Source organism: Streptomyces krungchingensis (assembly GCF_054729265.1).
Map to the genome: position 1 here is coordinate 6,087,344 of NZ_JBPUKY010000001.1, position 16,745 is coordinate 6,104,088.

18 protein-coding genes and 1 pseudogene are annotated in these 16,745 nt (G+C 71.2%); 13 read left to right on the forward strand and 6 right to left on the reverse strand.

Features of this window, described 5'->3' with window-relative positions:
- Window positions 1-4: 4 nt before the first annotated feature.
- From ACSYGO_RS26790 to ACSYGO_RS26845, 12 genes are all read left to right on the forward strand, one after another.
- On the forward strand, window positions 5-595 hold the full coding sequence (locus ACSYGO_RS26790; protein WP_432188860.1) for a hypothetical protein: 591 nt from the start codon (window positions 5-7) through the stop codon (window positions 593-595).
- 1 nt (window position 596) lies between these two features.
- Window positions 597-1,193, forward strand: coding sequence for a hypothetical protein (locus ACSYGO_RS26795; RefSeq protein WP_460387915.1), 597 nt, complete (start codon window positions 597-599; stop codon window positions 1,191-1,193).
- A gap of 598 nt (window positions 1,194-1,791) precedes the next feature.
- Window positions 1,792-2,520 carry a hypothetical protein gene (locus tag ACSYGO_RS26800; protein ID WP_435221754.1) on the forward strand — a complete coding sequence of 243 codons (729 nt, stop codon included), beginning with the start codon at window positions 1,792-1,794 and terminating at the stop codon, window positions 2,518-2,520.
- Between the two features lie 20 nt (window positions 2,521-2,540).
- Window positions 2,541-3,410: a hypothetical protein gene (locus tag ACSYGO_RS26805; RefSeq protein ID WP_426680629.1), complete on the forward strand. Its 870-nt coding sequence runs from the start codon at window positions 2,541-2,543 to the stop codon at window positions 3,408-3,410.
- Window positions 3,407-4,720, forward strand: a complete 1,314-nt coding sequence (locus ACSYGO_RS26810; protein WP_426680630.1) for a CpaF family protein — start codon at window positions 3,407-3,409, stop codon at window positions 4,718-4,720. Before ACSYGO_RS26805 ends, ACSYGO_RS26810 begins: the two co-directional genes overlap by 4 nt.
- A 7-nt stretch (window positions 4,721-4,727) precedes the next feature.
- Complete coding sequence (locus ACSYGO_RS26815; RefSeq protein WP_460387918.1) at window positions 4,728-5,702, forward strand: type II secretion system F family protein; 975 nt, start codon at window positions 4,728-4,730, stop codon at window positions 5,700-5,702.
- On the forward strand, window positions 5,699-6,622 hold the full coding sequence (locus ACSYGO_RS26820) for a type II secretion system F family protein (protein ID WP_460387919.1): 924 nt from the start codon (window positions 5,699-5,701) through the stop codon (window positions 6,620-6,622). The genes ACSYGO_RS26815 and ACSYGO_RS26820 overlap by 4 nt, the downstream gene beginning before the upstream one ends.
- Before the next feature lie 47 nt (window positions 6,623-6,669).
- Entirely contained in the window at window positions 6,670-6,921 is a 252-nt protein-coding gene (locus ACSYGO_RS26825; RefSeq protein ID WP_028805786.1) for a hypothetical protein, read from the forward strand.
- Window positions 6,922-7,028: 107 nt separating this feature from the next.
- Window positions 7,029-7,409 carry a TadE family protein gene (locus ACSYGO_RS26830; protein WP_257004899.1) on the forward strand — a complete coding sequence of 127 codons (381 nt, stop codon included), beginning with the start codon at window positions 7,029-7,031 and terminating at the stop codon, window positions 7,407-7,409.
- Complete coding sequence (locus ACSYGO_RS26835; RefSeq protein WP_426680632.1) at window positions 7,409-7,849, forward strand: TadE/TadG family type IV pilus assembly protein; 441 nt, start codon at window positions 7,409-7,411, stop codon at window positions 7,847-7,849. Before ACSYGO_RS26830 ends, ACSYGO_RS26835 begins: the two co-directional genes overlap by 1 nt.
- Window positions 7,849-8,409 carry a TadE/TadG family type IV pilus assembly protein gene (locus ACSYGO_RS26840; RefSeq protein WP_432188863.1) on the forward strand — a complete coding sequence of 187 codons (561 nt, stop codon included), beginning with the start codon at window positions 7,849-7,851 and terminating at the stop codon, window positions 8,407-8,409. The genes ACSYGO_RS26835 and ACSYGO_RS26840 overlap by 1 nt, the downstream gene beginning before the upstream one ends.
- A 43-nt stretch (window positions 8,410-8,452) precedes the next feature.
- Window positions 8,453-9,178 (forward strand): hypothetical protein, encoded by a 726-nt coding sequence (locus ACSYGO_RS26845; RefSeq protein WP_460387922.1) that lies wholly within the window; start codon window positions 8,453-8,455, stop codon window positions 9,176-9,178.
- Window positions 9,179-9,279: 101 nt separating this feature from the next.
- Here ACSYGO_RS26845 and ACSYGO_RS26850 read toward each other — a convergent pair whose 3' ends face one another.
- From ACSYGO_RS26850 to ACSYGO_RS26875, 6 genes and pseudogenes are all read right to left on the reverse strand, one after another.
- Window positions 9,280-9,618 (reverse strand): hypothetical protein, encoded by a 339-nt coding sequence (locus ACSYGO_RS26850; protein WP_028805782.1) that lies wholly within the window; start codon window positions 9,616-9,618, stop codon window positions 9,280-9,282.
- A 21-nt stretch (window positions 9,619-9,639) separates the two neighbouring features.
- Window positions 9,640-9,888: pseudogene (locus ACSYGO_RS26855) on the reverse strand (hypothetical protein); the annotation flags it as partial.
- A gap of 90 nt (window positions 9,889-9,978) precedes the next feature.
- Window positions 9,979-10,353: a hypothetical protein gene (locus ACSYGO_RS26860; protein ID WP_460387924.1), complete on the reverse strand. Its 375-nt coding sequence runs from the start codon at window positions 10,351-10,353 to the stop codon at window positions 9,979-9,981.
- Window positions 10,354-10,477: 124 nt separating this feature from the next.
- A complete protein-coding gene (locus ACSYGO_RS26865; protein ID WP_426680636.1) occupies window positions 10,478-10,873 on the reverse strand; it encodes a hypothetical protein in 396 nt (131 codons plus the stop codon).
- Between the two features lie 165 nt (window positions 10,874-11,038).
- Window positions 11,039-12,112: a hypothetical protein gene (locus ACSYGO_RS26870; RefSeq protein ID WP_426680637.1), complete on the reverse strand. Its 1,074-nt coding sequence runs from the start codon at window positions 12,110-12,112 to the stop codon at window positions 11,039-11,041.
- Window positions 12,109-12,765, reverse strand: a complete 657-nt coding sequence (locus ACSYGO_RS26875) for a hypothetical protein (RefSeq protein ID WP_426680638.1) — start codon at window positions 12,763-12,765, stop codon at window positions 12,109-12,111. Before ACSYGO_RS26875 ends, ACSYGO_RS26870 begins: the two co-directional genes overlap by 4 nt.
- Before the next feature lie 343 nt (window positions 12,766-13,108).
- Between ACSYGO_RS26875 and ACSYGO_RS26880 the strand changes: the two genes are divergently transcribed.
- Entirely contained in the window at window positions 13,109-16,099 is a 2,991-nt protein-coding gene (locus ACSYGO_RS26880) for a BTAD domain-containing putative transcriptional regulator (protein ID WP_460387926.1), read from the forward strand.
- Window positions 16,100-16,745 lie beyond the last annotated feature (646 nt).

Here is a 16,745-nt window from a genome sequence, read left to right on the forward strand (position 1 = left end):
CGCCATGACGACCGAAGACCGCCGAACTCCGCTGTCCCTGTATCGCCTGTTGCCGAGCATGCGAGAGTTCCAGATGCTCCAGTTCGACGATGTGCGGGTGGAGCTGATGCGCTGGCAGCTGGGCGGTTCGACCGGGATGTATCCCACGGAGCTCACTGCGGAGTGGGTGGGCGACCCGCGCTGGAAGAAGAACGAGTTTCCGACCGGAACCCCCGGTTCCCCCGTCCTGAGCCGCCGTATCGCGGATCTGCTGCGGGACGACCTGGAGAAGGCGGGCCGGCTGTTGCCGGTGCGGATCGAGAAGGCGGCGGACGAGTACCTGTTGTACCTGGTGGAGCGGGTGGCCGACTGCCTGGACATGGAGAGGTCGTCGCCGCCGGACCAGCTGGGCCGGGTGCAGCGGTCGGTGTTCCGGCCGGAGGCGGTGCCGGCGGATGTGCCGGCGTTCCGCTCGACGGGGTTTCCGACGGCTGTCTGCTGGAACGGCTGGGCGGTCGAGCGTCTGACCGCGCTGCTGGGCGACCAGGTGGAGGCGCGGCTGGTGTGGTCGGAGGATCCGGATCTGGTTCCGCATCACAACCCGTGGGGGTTCTGACATGAGCGACGAAGCCGGGGAAGTGGCCCTCCGGGAGCACGTGCTGAAGGAGGCCGTGCGCATCGTGGACGGCTTCCCCGAGGCGCTCAAGCCCGAGATCTACGTCGTCTCGTTCCGCATCTGGCGCGTGGACCAGGACCCCCGCTGTCCGTACGTGGCCATCGGCTACAACACGCAGAGCGAGGTCCGCCGGGTCCTGGAGCAGGAGTGCTCGTACGAGGGGACCGCCCGATGGGAGTACGCGTACTGGCTGTTGGAGGGCTTCGAGACGGTCGGCCACGTGCCCGAGGACCCGGTCGGCAGCGCCCTGCACCTGGCCGAGGCGCGGGCCCAGGGGCTCTGGTACGAGGACGACGGCACGCTCTCCGAGGACGAGCGGGACGCCCGTGACGACGAACTCGTCGCGCACTTCGACGCCGTCTGCATCGACGTCGCCCGACGCCTGCGGGCCGACGGGCACCTCGAACGGGCCCTCGGACGACCGGTCCCGGTCGTGGTGTTCGACATGGACCGTCCCGGCTGGGAGGCGGAAGCCACCGAGGCGGCCAATCCTGCCGAGGCGATCGCCGAGTTCGCGGAGCATCACGCGGCGCTGTGACGGCGTGGGCGGACGCAGAGAATCCGAGCATCGGAGCGACAGCACGCCCCGCCCCGTTGGCAGCCACAGAAGGTGGGACCAGAGCACCCCGCCCCGGCGACGATCCGGGACCCGGGGCACGGGGCGACGGCTGCGCCACGCCGCGACGGCACCCCGGAGGCGGGTCCGGCGCACCCCGGCCCCACGGTGCCGGCCCCTCATCCCGTCCCCCGTGCGACTGAAAGATCACGGCCGGGCGGCCCGGCCGTGAGCACCTCGTGCAGGCCTCGTGCGCAGTCCGTGACGAATCGCCGGGACCGGGGCCTTCCTCGATTCGCGCCCGCACACCGGAGTGCCTGGTCGGATTCCCTTCCCCAACAGGGAACCAGACGCCCTCCGTTGCGCGTGAACAACGACGAGTCCGCCGATGTCAGCGGTCCCTGACGCGTCTTGAGGGGCTTATGTGCGGCTGATACGGTGCCATGGCTTGACACTCGCTCCAGCGCTGGCTATCCGGCCAGGTCGGGCGGTACGTCCAACTCGGGCGGACCGGGGGCGAAGTGTCCCAATTGGCATGTGAATTGGCAGAAATCTTCTTGGGTGTACGGGGAGCGGTTGCGTGAAGATCCAAGAGCGTACGGGGGCGGGCAACAACCGTTCCGCCACGTCGGCGCAGCCGGCGATGGGTGAGCGTCTGCCCTCGGCGCCTCGCGAGCGCAAACCCGCGCTCGCCGCTCTCGCGGTCCTCCTCATCCTCGTCGGCGCCCTCGGCGCCACCATGCTGGTGCTGCGGGCCGGCGACCGTGTCGAGGTCGTCCGGGTGACGGCCGACATCCAGGCCGGCGAGTCCGTGGGCGACCACATCACCTCGGTGATGGTCGCGGACGACCCCTCCATCAACTACGTCCGCTGGAACCAGCGGACCGGCCTCAAGGCACTCAAGGCGAAGTCCACCATCTACGACGGGACCGTCGTCATCGGCGACATGTTCGCGAGCAGGAGCAGCCTCCCCGCCGGCAAGGCCGTCGTCGGTCTCTCCCTCAAGGAGGGCCAGTACCCGGCCGACCTGAAGTCCGGCGACATCGTCGCCGCCTACTTCGTCGGTGACAGCTCCTCTTCCTCGTCGTCGTCCTCCTCCTCGGAGAGGTCCGGCTCGTCGTCGAGCGGCGCAAGCAGCACGCCGATCGTCTCCGCGGCCCGCGTCACCAGCGTGCCGGACGACAGCGACAGCACCATCAGCAGCACCAACAAGCAGGTCACGGTGACCGTCGACGAGAGCGACGCGGCGGCACTGACCCGCGCCGCCGCCGCCAACGCGGTCTCCCTCGTCCTGGTCTCCGGCAACTGAGGGCGAGTGGAGTAGAAGCCATGGCGCTCATCGCCCTCGCCGCCGACAAGGGATCCCCCGGCGTCACGACCGCCGCCGTCGCCCTCGCCGCGGTCTGGCCCCGCCGGGTCCTGCTCGCCGAGACGGACCCCGCGGGCGGCGACCTCGTCTACCGCAGCGCGGCGGCCCACGGGGGTCCGCTGAACCCCAACACCGGCATGCTGTCCATCGCGGCGACCGCCCGGCGTGGTCTCGTGCCCGACCAACTCTGGGATCACGTACAGCCGTTGAGCGGCGGCCTGGAGGTGCTGGTCGGGCTCGGCATCGCCGAACAGGCCGCCGGTCTCGCCGGACTGTGGCCCACCCTCGGCCGGGCGTTCGCGCAGCTCGCCGATTCCCCGCACGCGCCCGCGGACGTCATCGCCGACTGCGGCCGGATCAGCGGCGAGACCCCCGTCGTCGAGATGTTCTCGCAGGCCGCCCTGGTCCTGCTGGTCTCCCGCACGGAGCCGGAGGCCATCGCCCGCGTACGCGACCGGGCCGCCGCCCTCGCCGCCAAGCTGCACGGCGGCCCCCGCGGCGCCGCGACCCTCGCCACGCCGCTCATCGGCGTCGTCCTCGTCACCGACCCCGGCGACTCCGCGAAGCTCGTCCACCAGGTCAACGACATGCTGGTGGCGGCGCAGACCGGTGCGCGCGTCGTGGGCACCCTCGCCGACGACCCCGCGGGCGCCGACCAGTTGGCGGGACGCAAGCGCGGACGGCTCGACAAGTCGCTGCTCATCCGCTCGGCCCGCAAGGTCACCGCGGACCTGTACCAGCAGTACGGCGCCGCCTGGACCGTACCGGCCGCCGGAACCCACGGGGCCCAGGGGCCGCACGGTCAGCCCGCCGCCGGAGCAGGGCGATGACCGCCGTCGACCACCAGCTGGTCAAGCGGTTCCGGCAGGACGCCGGTGACCGTATCGCCGAACAGCGCCGCGAGGACCAGGTCCGCGGGGTCACGCCGATGTCCAACGAGGACGAACGGCACTACGCGCGGGCGGTCATAGCCCAGATACTCGAGGACTACGCCCGAACCGAGATCAACCTCGGACGCACCCCCCTCGACGCCGAGACCGAGGAGCAGTATGCGGCCGCCGTGCACGCCGCGCTGTTCGGCGTGGGCCGCCTCCAGCCGCTCCTCGACAACCCGGAAGTCGAGAACATCGACATCAACGGGTACGACCAGGTCTTCATCGGCTACGCGGACGGCCGCGAGGTCAAGGGCGATCCCGTCGCCGAGAACGACGAGGAACTGATCGAGCTCATCCAGGTGCTGGGCGCCTACTCCGGCCTCTCCTCCCGGCCCTTCGACTCCGCCAACCCGCAGCTCGACCTGCGGCTGCCGGACGGGTCGCGGCTCTCCGCCGTCATGGACGTGACGCGGCGCCCCGCACTGTCCATCCGCCGCGCGCGGATGGGCAAGGTCTTCGTCTCCGACCTGGTCGGGAACGGCACCATCACGCCCGAGGTCGCCCACTTCCTCGCCTGCGCCGTCCGCGCCCGCAAGAACATCATGATCGCCGGCGCCACCAACGCCGGAAAGACCACCCTGCTGCGCGCCCTCGCCAACGAGATCCCGCCGCACGAGCGCCTCATCACCGTCGAACGGGCCCTGGAGCTGGGCCTCGACACCTTCACCGACCTGCACCCGAACGTGGTGGCCTTCGAGGAACGGCTGCCCAACTCCGAGGGCCAGGGCGCCATCACCATGGCCGAGCTGGTACGCCGATCGCTCCGTATGAACCCCTCCCGGGTCATCGTCGGTGAGGTCCTCGGCGACGAGATCGTGACCATGCTGAACGCCATGTCGCAGGGCAACGACGGCTCGCTGTCCACGATCCACGCGAACAGCTCCAGCGAGGTCTTCAACCGCATCTCCACCTACGCGCTCCAGGCGACCGAGCGACTGCCCATCGAGGCCAGCCAGATGCTCGTCGCGGGCGCGGTGAACTTCGTCGTCTTCATCCAGCGGCGCAACAACTACCAGACGGGCGGCCGGCTCCAGCGCATGGTCACCTCCGTGCGCGAGGTCAACGGCGTCGACGGCCGGGTGCTGTCCAGCGAGGTGTTCGCCGAGGCACCCGACGGACGGGTCGTCCCGCACGCGCCCCTCTCCTGCCTCGACGACCTGGTCCAGCACGGCTACCGGCTGCCCGGCGGCGGGAATTGGGGCTGATCATCGCATGACGGACATGACTTCCCTCGCCGCGCTCGACTCGCTCGGCTCCATGGGCGGACTGTTCTCCACCACCGTCCTGTTCGCGCTCGCCTCCGGCGTCGCCGTGGGCGGCGGCATCGCACTGTTCGCCGTCGCGGTCCGCGGACTGCCGGCCAAGCCCGAGCACGAGAAGCAGAAGGCGAGCGAACGGGCCGGTGAGCTCGTCCGGTTCGCCGGCCGGCGCGGATCCACCGCCGCCATCGTGGGACTCGTCGTCCTGCTGCTGACCCGGTGGGCCGTCGCCGGAATCGCCGCCGGAATCCTCGTCTTCTTCTGGGACAAGCTCTTCGGCGGCGCCTCCGAGGAGCGCGCCGCGATGCGCCGGGTGGAGGCCCTCGCGTCCTGGACCGAGTCGCTGCGCGACACCATCGCCGGAGCGGTCGGCCTGGAACAGGCCATCCCCGCCTCGGCACGCGCCGCGGCCCCCGTGCTGCGACCCCACCTGGACTCCCTGGTGGACCGGCTGCGTTCCCGTACGCCGCTGCCCGAGGCCCTGCAGCAACTGGCCGACGAGATCGACGACGCGTCCGCGGACATCATCGTGGCCGCACTGATCCTCAACGCCCGGCTGCGCGGACCCGGTCTGCGCCAAGTGCTCGGCGCGCTCGCCAAGTCGGCCCGTGAGGAGGTCGACATGCGCCAGCGCGTGATGGCCCAGCGCGCCTCGACCCGCCGCTCGGTGCAGATCGTCGTCGCCGTGTCGATCGCCTTCGTCCTCGGCCTGTCGATCTTCAACCGCGACTTCGTCAAGCCGTACGGCACGGCGGTCGGGCAGCTCGTACTCGCCTGCGTCTGCGGCCTGTTCGCGCTCGGCTTCTGGTGGCTGCGCAAGCTCTCCACCATCGAGACGCCCGAGCGGTTCCTGGTGCGCGACGAGTCGTCGGTGCAGTTCGTGCGCCCCCGTACGCCGGCTTCCACCGATGAGGCGGTACGTCGATGAACCTGACCATGCCGATCCTGATCGGCGCCGTCCTGGGCCTGGGCGCCTACGCACTCGTACGCGCCCTCATGCCGTCGAAGCGCAGCGCGGTCGCGCAGGTCGCCCGCATCGACGCGATGCGGGCGCGGGGCGCCGCGTACGAATCCGCGCACCGCGGCGGACAGGACGCCGGGAAACTCGGCAGCCTGCGGGCCCAAGTCGGAACCCGCGTCGCCGAGTTCTACCTCCAGCAGGGCTGGGAGCAGCGCTCGCTGCGCGCCGACCTGGCCGTCCTGAACCGGAGCTGGGAGAAGTTCCTCGCGACGAAGGTGCTGCTGGCCGCCGCCGGCGTGTTCTTCGGACCGTTCCTCTTCGCCGTCGTCTGGACGCTCGGCTTCGGCAGCAGCCCGATCATCCCGGTCTGGCTGGCCCTGCTGTTCGCCCTCGTCTTCTTCTTCCTCCCCGACGTGGAGGTGCGGCGGGACGCGGCGGACAAGCGGCGCGACCTGCGGCGCGTGATCGGCGCGTACCTGGACCTCGTGTCGATGAGCCTGGCCGGCGGGCGGGGCCTGCCCGAGGCGCTGATGGCCGCCGCCGAGGTCTCCGACGGGTGGGCCACCCAGCGCATCCGCAACGCGCTCGCCGACGCCCGCATCACCGGCATCAGCCAGTGGCAGGCCCTCGGCTCGCTGGGCGAGGAACTCGGCGTCGAGGAACTGAAGGACCTGTCGGCCTCCCTGGCGCTGGTCGCGGACGACGGCGCGAAGGTCCGCGAGTCGCTCGCCTCCCGCGCCGAGACCATGCGGCACCGCGAGCTCTCCGAGATCGAGGGCAGCGCGGGCGAGAAGTCGCAGTCGATGCTCGTCGCCCAGCTGCTGCTGTGCGCAGGCTTCCTGGTCTTCCTGATCTTTCCCGCCGCCATGCGCGTCTTCCAGGTCTGACGCCGACCGACAACTTCATCCACGTCATTTCGAGAGGACAACTCACCATGAACGGACGGAACTTCAGCACCGGGATCCCGGGGGTGGACTTCCTGATCACCTTCCTCCAGGGCCGGGTGCAGCGCGCCCGCTCCGGCGAACTCGACCGGGGTGCGTCCGCGGTGGAGTGGGTCATCATCTCCGCCGTCGTCGTCGCGATCGTCGGCGTGGTCGCCGCCATCATCAACGCCGCCCTCAGCGACGGCGCCAACAAGGTGGGCGACTGCATCAAGGGCGCGGACGCCGGCAAGACCTGCTGAGCCGTTCCGCTACTTCTCACACGGGGACACGGGTGCGCGCACGTCCAGGGGTACGTCGCTGGGTACGCCGCCGGGTGGAGGCCGCCTCCGCCCGCGGCGACTCCGGCATGACCGCGATCGAGTTCGTGCTGCTCACGCCGGTGCTCTTCTTCATGATCTTCGCGACGGTGCAGTTCGCGCTGTACTTCTTCGCCGATCACGTGGCCCAGGCGGCGGCCCAGGCAGGCGCCCGCAAGGCCCGCGCCACGGCCGACGAACAGCCCGGAGCGTGGCGGGGCGAGGCACGCGACGTCGTCGACAGCTACATCCGCCAGCTCGGCCCGCAGCTGGTCCTGTCCCCGGACGTGAAGCTGCTCCAGCCCGAGCAGAACAAGGTCGGGGTGGAGATCACGGCCAAGGTGCCCACGGTGTTCCCGGGCCTGGACCTCACGGTGCACGCCCAGTCGGTGGGCCCGGTGGAGAGATTCGTGAAGGAGGGCGAGAACTGATGGCGGCACTCGTCTCCTTCGTACGGGACCGGGTGACGGCATGCCGTGAGGGCGACCGGGGACTGTCCACCGTGGAGGTGGTGATCCTCGCCCCCGTGATGATCCTCTTCATCCTCGTCCTGGTGGCCTTCGGGCAGCTCGTGGACGGCCGGGGCGCGCTCGACGGTGCCGCGCGGGACGCGGCACGCGCCGGATCCCTCCAGCGGGAGGAGGCCACCGCCATGTCCGAGGCGCAGAAGGCGGCCGACGCCGACCTCGCGGACGTGTGCTCCGGCCCGGTGACGGTCACCAAGACCAGCACCGGATTCGCGGACGCCGAGCTCTTCACGGTCGAGGTCAGCTGCCAGGTGCGGGGTCTCGCCATGCTCGGCCTGGACGTCCCGACGACCCTGACCAGCTCGTTCACCTCGCCGCTCGACCCCTTCAAGAGGAAGGCGTGATGGGGCACATGAGGCTGCGCGCAGCGGTGGGACAAGCCGGGCCGGGTGCCCGGGCGGGGCGGAGCGGGCCGGGCGACGGCGAGGCCTGCTCGGGGCTGCGTACCCGCGCCCGGGAGTGGGCCGGGGCGCGCCGCGCCCGCCTGGACGACCGGGGGTCCGGTGCCGGCGCGGTCATCATCTTCGCGATCGTCTTCCTCTCCCTGTCGGCCTTCGTCATCGACGGCGGCATGTCGATCTCCAAGCGGGAGCGGGCCGCGGACATAGCCGAACAGGCCGCCCGCTACGCCGCCCAGGACGTCGACAAGGAAGCCCTCTACCAGAACCAGGGCAAGGGCGGCGCCCCCATCCGCTACCAGAACTGCGGGGCCCGCGTGAAGGCGTTCGCCCGCGAGATGGGCATGTCCGGCGCGGACATCGCCGCCACGCACTGCGTGGCGGCGGACGAGAACCAGGTCGAGGTCGAGGTCCAGCTCACCTACTCCCCGGTCTTCACCGGCATGTTCTACGGCGGCGACGTCGTCGTGCACGGCAGCGCGGTGGCAGAGAACGAGGTCGGCTGAGCCGGCGCCGCCGCGGCGGCGGACGAGCGGAGGTGGCGTGGCGGTGTTCGGGCGGAAGAGGGACGATCCGGTCGTCGAACCCGTGCCCTGGGAAGGGACCGGCGGCGTCGGCGGCTTCGTCGTCGGCGACGTGCTGCGCCCGGCGGCCTTCCGCCGCAAGGCGCTGACGGGGGAGCGGGCCGTACGGGAACCGACGATGCGGGACGGCGTGCGGTACTTCGCCCCGGCGGCGGTCGTCACACGCCTCGGTGAGGCCGACGACAGGTCCCCGTCGTACGAGCTGCACGCGGCCGTCGGGCCCGGCGGGGCACCGCTGTGCGTCCTCACGCCCGTGAGCCGCGGCACCGCCTACCGCGTGACCGGCGCCGACGGAACGGAACTGGGGCACGTGCACCGCACCTCCGCCGCCAAGCGGGCCGTCCAGCACGGCTGGTGGCTGCGGCAGCCCGGACACCCGGAGATCGTGGCTCGCTACCACTGGGCCAGGGGCAGTGCGAAGGACATCGCCGCGCGGGGCAGGGAGAAGGCGGTCCGCGGGGCCGGCGCCCTCGTCTCCGGCGTCGTCGACTCCGTCGCCGGTCTGGGTGCCGAGGGCGGCGACCAGCGCAGTACGCACGTGTGGAAGCCGGTGACGTGGCGTACGGGGGACGAGGAGGAGGACCTGGTCCTCACCTCCGACCACCTGGACGGCGTGCGGGTGTACCACCCGCACGCCCCTTGGCTGGACCGCCGCCTGGCGTTCGCGCTGGCGGTCCTGCGCGAGGCGTGACGCCGGACGGTGCGCTGCGATGCGCCCGGACCAGCGCCACGCCGGCGGTACTGCGCGAGGCGTGACGCCGGCCGGCGCGGTGCGATGCGCCCGGGCCGGCGCTACTTCCCGCCGTCGCCCTTGCCGCCCTTCTTCTCCGTCTTCACCCCGTCGGAGACGTCCTTGGCCAGCTTGTCGTCGAGCTTCTTGAACTCGCGGACGACGGCGTCGGACATGTCGGCGAGGGCGTCGAGGGCCTGGGAGATGTCCTCACGGCCGTCCTCCCAGCCGGACTCGAAGTCGTCGAGCGCGTCGTAGACCGTGTGGTCGCCGAGGTCGTCCTTGTAGGACTCGAAGAGCTTCTTGGTGTGGTTCAGCCGGGTCTTGATGTCGCGCAGCCGCCCGCCGTAGTCCTCCAGCTCGCTGAGCGGGAGCGCGAGGTCGCTCTTGCCCGTGCCCATGTGCGGTTCCCCCTTGATTCGTCAGACGAAGCGGAACGTGCCGGTCACGGCGTCGAAGATGTCGTGGAACGCCTCCGCCAGGTCCAGCACCGGGCTGGCCCCGGAGACGAGCACCACCTGGTCGGCGGTTCCCGGTACGGGAATGTACGTCTGGGTCAGCACCATACGAAGGGTACGGGTGTCTCCCTGCGCGACGGGAACGTCCTCGACACCGAACGTCCGGGCGGCCGGGCCGACTTCGGGGATGTCGACGGTCGTGACCGTACGCCAGGTTCTCCGCCATGCAGCCCATGTACACGGCACCGGAGTCGCCCGGGCGGGCGGGGTCGTCGATCGGGGCAGGCGTGGTGGCCGCGGCGCTCAGTCGGGCATCGGGAGCCCCGCAGCTTCGGCGAGCCGCATGGCTTCGTCCTCCGAAATCTCGGGTGGTGCGAAGCCGAGGGACTCCGCATGCCGGATGAACTCGGCGGGCGGGGCCACGCGGTGGTACTGGACGTAGTCGGACCAGGCCAGATTCCATACCCAGGTCCCGTCCGTCATGACACCGACACGAACCCGCATTCCCTCGGAATCGGAAAAGGGGTCGGGAAGAGTACCGGGGGAGAAGAGCAGCGGTTCTGCAGTCTCCATATACGTGGCAAGCTTCGCGGCGAGATCTCCCGCGAGTGCACCGACGGAGCACTCGATCTCACTCGCCGCCTCGCCGATGCGCCGCGGAGCGGGTACTGACGTCATGCCGTGATCCTTAGACAGCGGCTTTACCTGAACAGAAGCGTTCCGCATTAAAGCTCGAACGTCCGATCGTCGAGGAGATCCCCGCTCTGCCTCAGACGTTTCTTTCACCGGCCTCTGCCTATGCCTACGTCACGTCGATTCCGAGGTCCCGTTCCAGGATTTCCATCAGTCGGGTTTCCGGCACTTCCGGCACCTGATGGTGGGCGGCCCTGACGTGGGCGACGAACTCCGCGGGCAGGGACAGGTGATACGTGCCGAGGTAGTAGGGGAGATCTTCACGCCACAGCCAGGTTCCGTCCGTGTACAGCGATCCGATGCCGCACAGGCCGGGAGCTTCGGGGTCCAGGACGTCGGGGCCCGCGCTCGTTTCGCTCCAGATCGCCGCGCCGCTTCTGAGGTAGGAGACGATCTTCGCCTCGTCGGGCTCTCCCGCCGGGTTCATGGCATCGCGCATGAACCCGTCGTGGGGGAGTCCCCAACCCGGGTCGAGTTCGGAGAAGAAGCCGACGGGGCGGATCATCTGAGCTCCTCGGTTGCGCCGCCCTTGCGGTGGGCTCGGCGACGGCAGGGTGAGCCGCCGGATCAATCCGTGTTCCCGGTAAGGACTTTGCTGCCGCCGGGCCGCGTCTCGATCGCCGTGCGGCACGGCTCCGTGCCGATGTGGGCGACGTCTGAGCGCGTGGACCTAGCGGTTGATCGACTGGATCTCCTGGACATTCATGTCCTGGGTCGTCTCGAAGGTGCCGTCCGGGAGGTCGCCCTTGGCGCCGCCGGTGCCTTCCCAGGAGATCTGCCAGGTGATGGAGGCCTTCAGCTGGTACGGGGCGCCGCTCGTGGCGCGCAGGTACTCGATGCCGCACGGCGGCGTCCTGTCGGAGTCGCCCTTCTTGTACGGGGTGCCGATCGAGCCGTCGTCGTTGATCTTGCACTCGCCGGAGGCCGGGAACGTCTCGGCGTCCTCCGTACCAGGCTCCAGATGCAGCGCGACCGGCTTGGCCGTGGTCTCCGCCCACAGATTGGTGTTCGGGAGCTCGGCGCGGACGGTGACGTCCTGGAAGGTGCCCTTGTCGAGCCAGATCCACGTGGGCAGATTGACCGTGGACTTGCCCTCGGGCTTCAGCTCGATCTCGGTGTCCGGGATCTTGACCTGGTTGTAGGCGTACTCGGCGAGCGTCTTCGGGGTCGGGGCGTTCGGGACCTGCGGGACCGTGTTGCCGTCCTGCCAGAACATGATCCGGCCGCAGTCCCACGACTTGGGGTCCGTGTCGTCCGGTGCGACGCTGCGCCAGAAGTACCCTTTCTTGCCTATGTTGTAGTCCTTGTAGCCGGGTGCGGTGGACCAGGTGTCGTCGAAGTTCTTCTCAGGCTTCTCGTCCCGGTAGTGGTCCGTCCACAGCCCCTTGCCGATCCACGTCTCGTGGACACCGACATCGCCATTGCCGTTCGTTTCCGAGAACTTCTTCAGTTGCTCGGGCGTCATGACGGGCTCGTACCAGCACGCCGGAGGCTCCCAGCTGGGGTCGACCGACGTGACGTTGCCCCGCTTGCCCGTGGTGGGGCCCTTCACTTGGCGGACCTTGATCTGGGACTGGGTGGCCGAGGCGTTGATGTTGCCGTTGCCGTCGGAGTTGCCCGAAGGGCCCGTCGGCGGCGTGGTGTTGTCCGCTGGACCGTCCGCGTACGCCGTGCCTCCGCTCCAAAGCACCAATGCCGCCACCGCCGCCGGGGTCCAGTGGGAAGAACGTCCGCGCATCCTCATGCCTGGCACTCCTTCGCCTTCCCCTTGACCTCGATCACCTGTGCCTTCCAGGCGGGTGAGGAGCCGCTCGGCGGGAACATCATCATGGTGAACTTCTGATAGCTGCTCAGGCTCTCCTTGGTGCGCAGGACCTTTCCGGTCTTGATCTCCTTGCCGAAAAACTCCGCCTGGTTTCTGCAGAAGCTGACGAGGACGCGCTTGCCCTTGCCCACGGCGTTGGTCTCGGCGTCGTAGTACTTGTCCGTGCCGGTCACGGTCCAGCCGCCCTTGACCCATGCCTGGATCTGGGACTTGGCGTACTGGGAGGCGCTGCCGTCCGAGTAGAACTGGTACGCGGGATCCTCGGGGTCCTGCTTGTCGATGCCGTGGTCGAGGGCGCGGATGTAGTTCTGTGCGTCCGCGAGCGCCGCCGCGTGCTTGGCGTCGGACGGGGTGTCGAAGTCGAAGACCAGGTCCAGGTCCTTGGGCACGCTCACGTCGGGCCGGCCGGCCTGGGAACCCCCCGACGCCGAAGCCGACGGGGACGTCGAGCCCGTGTCCGCGCCCTTGATGTCGTCCGAGGACTTGTCGTCGCCTCCGCCGCAGGCGGTGAGCAGGAGGGCCGTGGTCGCGGTGAGTGCGGCGGCGGCTGTGGTCAGGGCGCGACGGGACACGGGCTTTCTCCCCCTGTGTTCGGCATGTGTGCAGCAGAGAACGAAGCTATCAGGGGTGCGTAGAGGGCATCGGGGCGGCAACGGGGGATTGTGTGGGGACCGTGAGAACTGTGACATGACGGTTGCGAATGATGATGAGCTGAGGCGGGACACGGATTCCGGGGCAACGGGCAAGTCGGACTTAGGGGGTGAGGGCCGGTAAAGCGGGCCGTCGCTCAAGTCCCGCCCCCTGTCTGACCTTCGACGACCTCCGTACGATCTCGATAGGCTCAGCACACCCCCGGACCACCTCAGCAGCTCCAAGCTCTCGCCTCCCTCACCACACGACCCCAGGACACCCGCCATGGCCCGACGCACCACTTCAAGCTCGACGGGAAGCACGCCGGGTCCGAGGAATCGGACGCCGCAGCCGCTGCCCCGGCGCCGACGGACGTTCGGGGACTTCGCGAAGGCGACCGCCGCGTTCGTCGCGCTGCTGGTGCTGCTCGTCGGCGTTCCGGGCGCGCTCGTGGTCAGCGTGGGGTGGCCGCTGCCGCACGGGGCGCCCTCGCTGGACTGGCTCCAGCAGGAGATCACGGTCGGCACGTTCATCAATGTGCTGACGGTGATCGTGTGGTTCGCCTGGGCCCAGTTCACCGCCTGCGTGCTCGTCGAGGTGAAGGCCGCGCTGTCGGGCGTGGGTCTGCCGAACCGCGTCCCCGGCGCCGGTCCGAGTCAGCTGCTCGCCCGTCAGCTCGTCGCCGCGCTGCTGCTCGTCGGCGCCACCGCGGCCAGCTTCGCGCCGGGCCTCTCGCAGCTCGGCCAGAGCCTGGAAGGCAACCAGCGTGGCACGGTCGCCGCCGCCCAGCAGACCCCGGGCGGGCTGTTCGCGCAGCAGCAGGAGCAGGCCGCGTCCAGCGCGGCCGCCGCGCTCGCCGAGCAGGCCGCCGAGGCGGCGTCGCACGCCGACGCCGGGAGCGGTCACGCCGCCCAGGAGGGCGACACCAAGTACTACCGGATCCATCCGCCCGAGGGGCGCCACCACGACTCGCTGTGGGAGATCGCCGAGCGGCACCTCGGCGACGGGCGCCGCTACAAGGAGATCTACCAGCTCAACAAGGACCGTACGCAGCCCGACGGTTCCAAGCTCTCCGAGGCGAGTCTGATCCGCCCCGGCTGGATCCTGGAGATGCCCGGCGACGCCCACGGCGGCGATCTCGTCGAGCTGCCCGACGAGGCGCCGAAGGTCTCCGAGCAGGTCCAGCAGCAGATCCACGACTACGCGAAGACCGGCGACCACCAGCAGGGCGGCGGGCAGCAGGGCGCCGGCGACCGGGACACCGCCCACATCCACCTGCCCCATCAGCGGCCGGGCGGCGACCAGGGCGTCGGCCGTGGCGGGGACCAGCGGCACGAGCAGGGCGCCTCGCACGCCTCGGACTCCTCGGCCGCCGAGGAGAGCGGGTTCCCCTTCGGGCTGCCCGAGACGCTCGTCGGCGCCCCCCTCCTCGCCGCGGGCCTGCTCGGCGCGCTCGGCCGCCGGCGCCGCCAGGCCCTGTGGCAGTCGGCGCTCGGCGCGGTCGGCGGGCGGCGCGGCATGGAACCGCCGGTCCCCACCGGTTCGGCCGCGGACGCCCAGGACGCGCTGCTGGTGGGCGCCGACCCGGAGGGCGTACGCCTGCTCGACCTGTCGCTGCGCGGGCTCGCCGCGGCGCTAGCCGCCGAGTCCCGCCCGCTGCCGACCGTCTACGCGGCCTGGCTCAGCGGCAACGGCGACCTGCACCTCCAGCTCGCCCAGCCGGCCGGGAAGCCGCCCGCGCCCTGGCAGCTCGGGCAGGACCAGACGTTCTGGATGCTGGCGCGCGCCGACGCGGAGCGGTACGAGGACGTCGACACCGCCGCTCCCTACCCCGGCCTCGTCAGCCTCGGGACGATGGACGACTCCCGGCTGCTCCTCAACCTTGAGTCCGTCCCCGGCATCGTGTCGCTGAGCGGCAGCGCGAGCGACCGTGCGGGCGTCTTCGCCTCCGTCGCCGCCGAGTTGGCGACCAACGGCTGGTCCGACCGCATGACGATCACGCTCGTCGGCTTCGGCGAGGACCTCACGCCGCTGGCGCCCAACCGGCTGCGCCACCTCGACGACGTCGAGGCGCTCGTGGAGACCATGGAGGCGGAGACGCGACAGCGGCGCGGCGCGCTGGGCGCCGCCGGCCACGACTCCGTGCTCACCGGCCGTACTGGGCCCGCCCAGCACACCCGCTGGGCCCCGCACCTGGTGCTGCTCGCCGCCGAGCCGTCCGCCGAGGACGCCGTCAAGCTCGCCGAACTCGCCGCCGACGCGAGCCGGCTCGGCATCGGCTACCTCGTCGGCACGGAGAGCGGCGATCTGCCGGGCGCCGCCTGGGAGATGGAGATCACCGGCGAGGGCAAGCTGCTCGCACCGCTGCTCGGCCTCGAACTCGACGCCCAGTCGCTGCCGGTGGCGCAGCAGCGGGCGGTCGTGGAGCTGTTCGTCGAGGCGGATCCCGAGCGGGAGAGCACCAACTCCGCGGCGCCGCCGTTCCTCGTCGACATCAGCGAGCAGGGCCGTCCGGCGGTGTACGCGCGGCTGGTGGGCCCGTACGAGATCATCGGTCTGGACACGCCCGACGGCGAGCGCAGCCCGCTGATGCACGAGGCGCTCGCGCTGCTGCTCCTGCACCGCGAGGGCGTGCACCCGCGGGTGCTGTCGTCCGCGCTGTGGCCGCGCGGCGTCACCGACGACGTGCGGGACGCGCTCGTCGAGCGGCTGCGCGGCTGGCTGGGCACCGACCCGGACGGCACCGCCCGCCTCGGCACCGATGCCACCGGGCGGCTCACGCTCGCCAAGTCGGTCGTCTCCGACCTGGACGTGCTGCGGTCGCTGTACCACGAGGCGACGCAGGGCAAGGGCGTCGACAGCCGTGCGGTACGCGGGCGGTTGCTCACCGACGCGCTCGTCCTGGTGCGTGGTCCGCTGCTCGCCGACCGGCCCGCCGGCCGGTACGGCTGGCTCACGCACGAGATCATCGACGCGCAACTCCCGTTGCTCGTCGCGGACATCGGGCTCGCGCTGTCCGCCTTCCACCTGGAGAAGGACCGCGCGGAGAAGGCCATCGAGGCCCTCGACGCCGCCCTGAACTCCGCTCCCGCCGACGAGCGCCTGTGGAACGAACTGCTGCGCGCGACGCACACGACCGGTGACGGCGACCGTATGAAGCGTCTCGCCGCGGACCTGGTCGCCCGCAGCGGTGCGCGCGGACTGCCGCCGCGCACCGAGGCGCTGCTGGACGAGCTGCTGCCGACGTGGCGGAGCGGTGTCGCCGCCGTCGGATGAGCCGGGCGGTGCGCGGGGCCGTGGGCCGGGCGGGGGTCGGCCGTGCTCGCCGGGGGCCGCCTGTGCGCCCGCCGGGTCCGGCTGTGCGCTCGCCGGGGACCGGCTGTGCCCGCCGGGGGCCGGCTGTTCTCGCCGGGGACCGGCTGTGCACCCGCCGCGGACCGGCTGTGCCCAACGGGGGCCCGCCCCGGGCGACGAGGCCGCCACCCCGCGCGAGGAGGCCTCCGCGCACCGCGCGACGACGCCCCCTCCTCTGTGGCGGTACGCGTCGAGGCGGTCAGCCCTTTGCGGGGGCCGCGTCGAGGCGATCCGCCCTTGCGGGGGCCGCGTCGAGACGGTCAGCCCCTTGAGGGATACGCGGCGAGACGGTCAGCCCCGTGCGGGAGAACGCGTCGAGGCGGTCAGCCCTTTGCGGGGCACGCGCCGAGGCGATCCACCCCCTGCGGGAGGACGCCCGGTCCGGTCCGCCCCGCGGGCGACGACCCGACCCGTGGTGATCCGCGCCGCGGTCCGAGTCCCGCCCCGCGGTCCGAGTCCCGCCCCGCGGTCCGAGTCCCGCGCCGCGGTCCGAGCCCCGGGCCGCGCGCCCACGCGGTCCGCGCCGCGTGGGTCCGGGCCGGCTGATCCGATCCGCGGACGACGGCCC

Bases quoted from the DNA above. Each gene is read 5' to 3' on its own strand.
- ACSYGO_RS26790 (WP_432188860.1), top strand. From the start codon at position 5: ATGACGACCGAAGACCGCCGAACTCCGCTGTCCCTGTATCGCCTGTTG.
- ACSYGO_RS26795 (WP_460387915.1), top strand. From the start codon at position 597: ATGAGCGACGAAGCCGGGGAAGTGGCCCTCCGGGAGCACGTGCTGAAG.
- ACSYGO_RS26805 (WP_426680629.1), top strand. From the start codon at position 2,541: ATGGCGCTCATCGCCCTCGCCGCCGACAAGGGATCCCCCGGCGTCACG.
- ACSYGO_RS26810 (WP_426680630.1), top strand. From the start codon at position 3,407: ATGACCGCCGTCGACCACCAGCTGGTCAAGCGGTTCCGGCAGGACGCC.
- ACSYGO_RS26815 (WP_460387918.1), top strand. From the start codon at position 4,728: ATGACGGACATGACTTCCCTCGCCGCGCTCGACTCGCTCGGCTCCATG.
- ACSYGO_RS26820 (WP_460387919.1), top strand. From the start codon at position 5,699: ATGAACCTGACCATGCCGATCCTGATCGGCGCCGTCCTGGGCCTGGGC.
- ACSYGO_RS26825 (WP_028805786.1), top strand. From the start codon at position 6,670: ATGAACGGACGGAACTTCAGCACCGGGATCCCGGGGGTGGACTTCCTG.
- ACSYGO_RS26830 (WP_257004899.1), top strand. From the start codon at position 7,029: ATGACCGCGATCGAGTTCGTGCTGCTCACGCCGGTGCTCTTCTTCATG.
- ACSYGO_RS26835 (WP_426680632.1), top strand. From the start codon at position 7,409: ATGGCGGCACTCGTCTCCTTCGTACGGGACCGGGTGACGGCATGCCGT.
- ACSYGO_RS26840 (WP_432188863.1), top strand. From the start codon at position 7,849: ATGGGGCACATGAGGCTGCGCGCAGCGGTGGGACAAGCCGGGCCGGGT.
- ACSYGO_RS26850 (WP_028805782.1), bottom strand. From the start codon at position 9,618: ATGGGCACGGGCAAGAGCGACCTCGCGCTCCCGCTCAGCGAGCTGGAG.
- ACSYGO_RS26860 (WP_460387924.1), bottom strand. From the start codon at position 10,353: ATGACGTCAGTACCCGCTCCGCGGCGCATCGGCGAGGCGGCGAGTGAG.
- ACSYGO_RS26865 (WP_426680636.1), bottom strand. From the start codon at position 10,873: ATGATCCGCCCCGTCGGCTTCTTCTCCGAACTCGACCCGGGTTGGGGA.
- ACSYGO_RS26870 (WP_426680637.1), bottom strand. From the start codon at position 12,112: ATGAGGATGCGCGGACGTTCTTCCCACTGGACCCCGGCGGCGGTGGCG.
- ACSYGO_RS26880 (WP_460387926.1), top strand. From the start codon at position 13,109: ATGGCCCGACGCACCACTTCAAGCTCGACGGGAAGCACGCCGGGTCCG.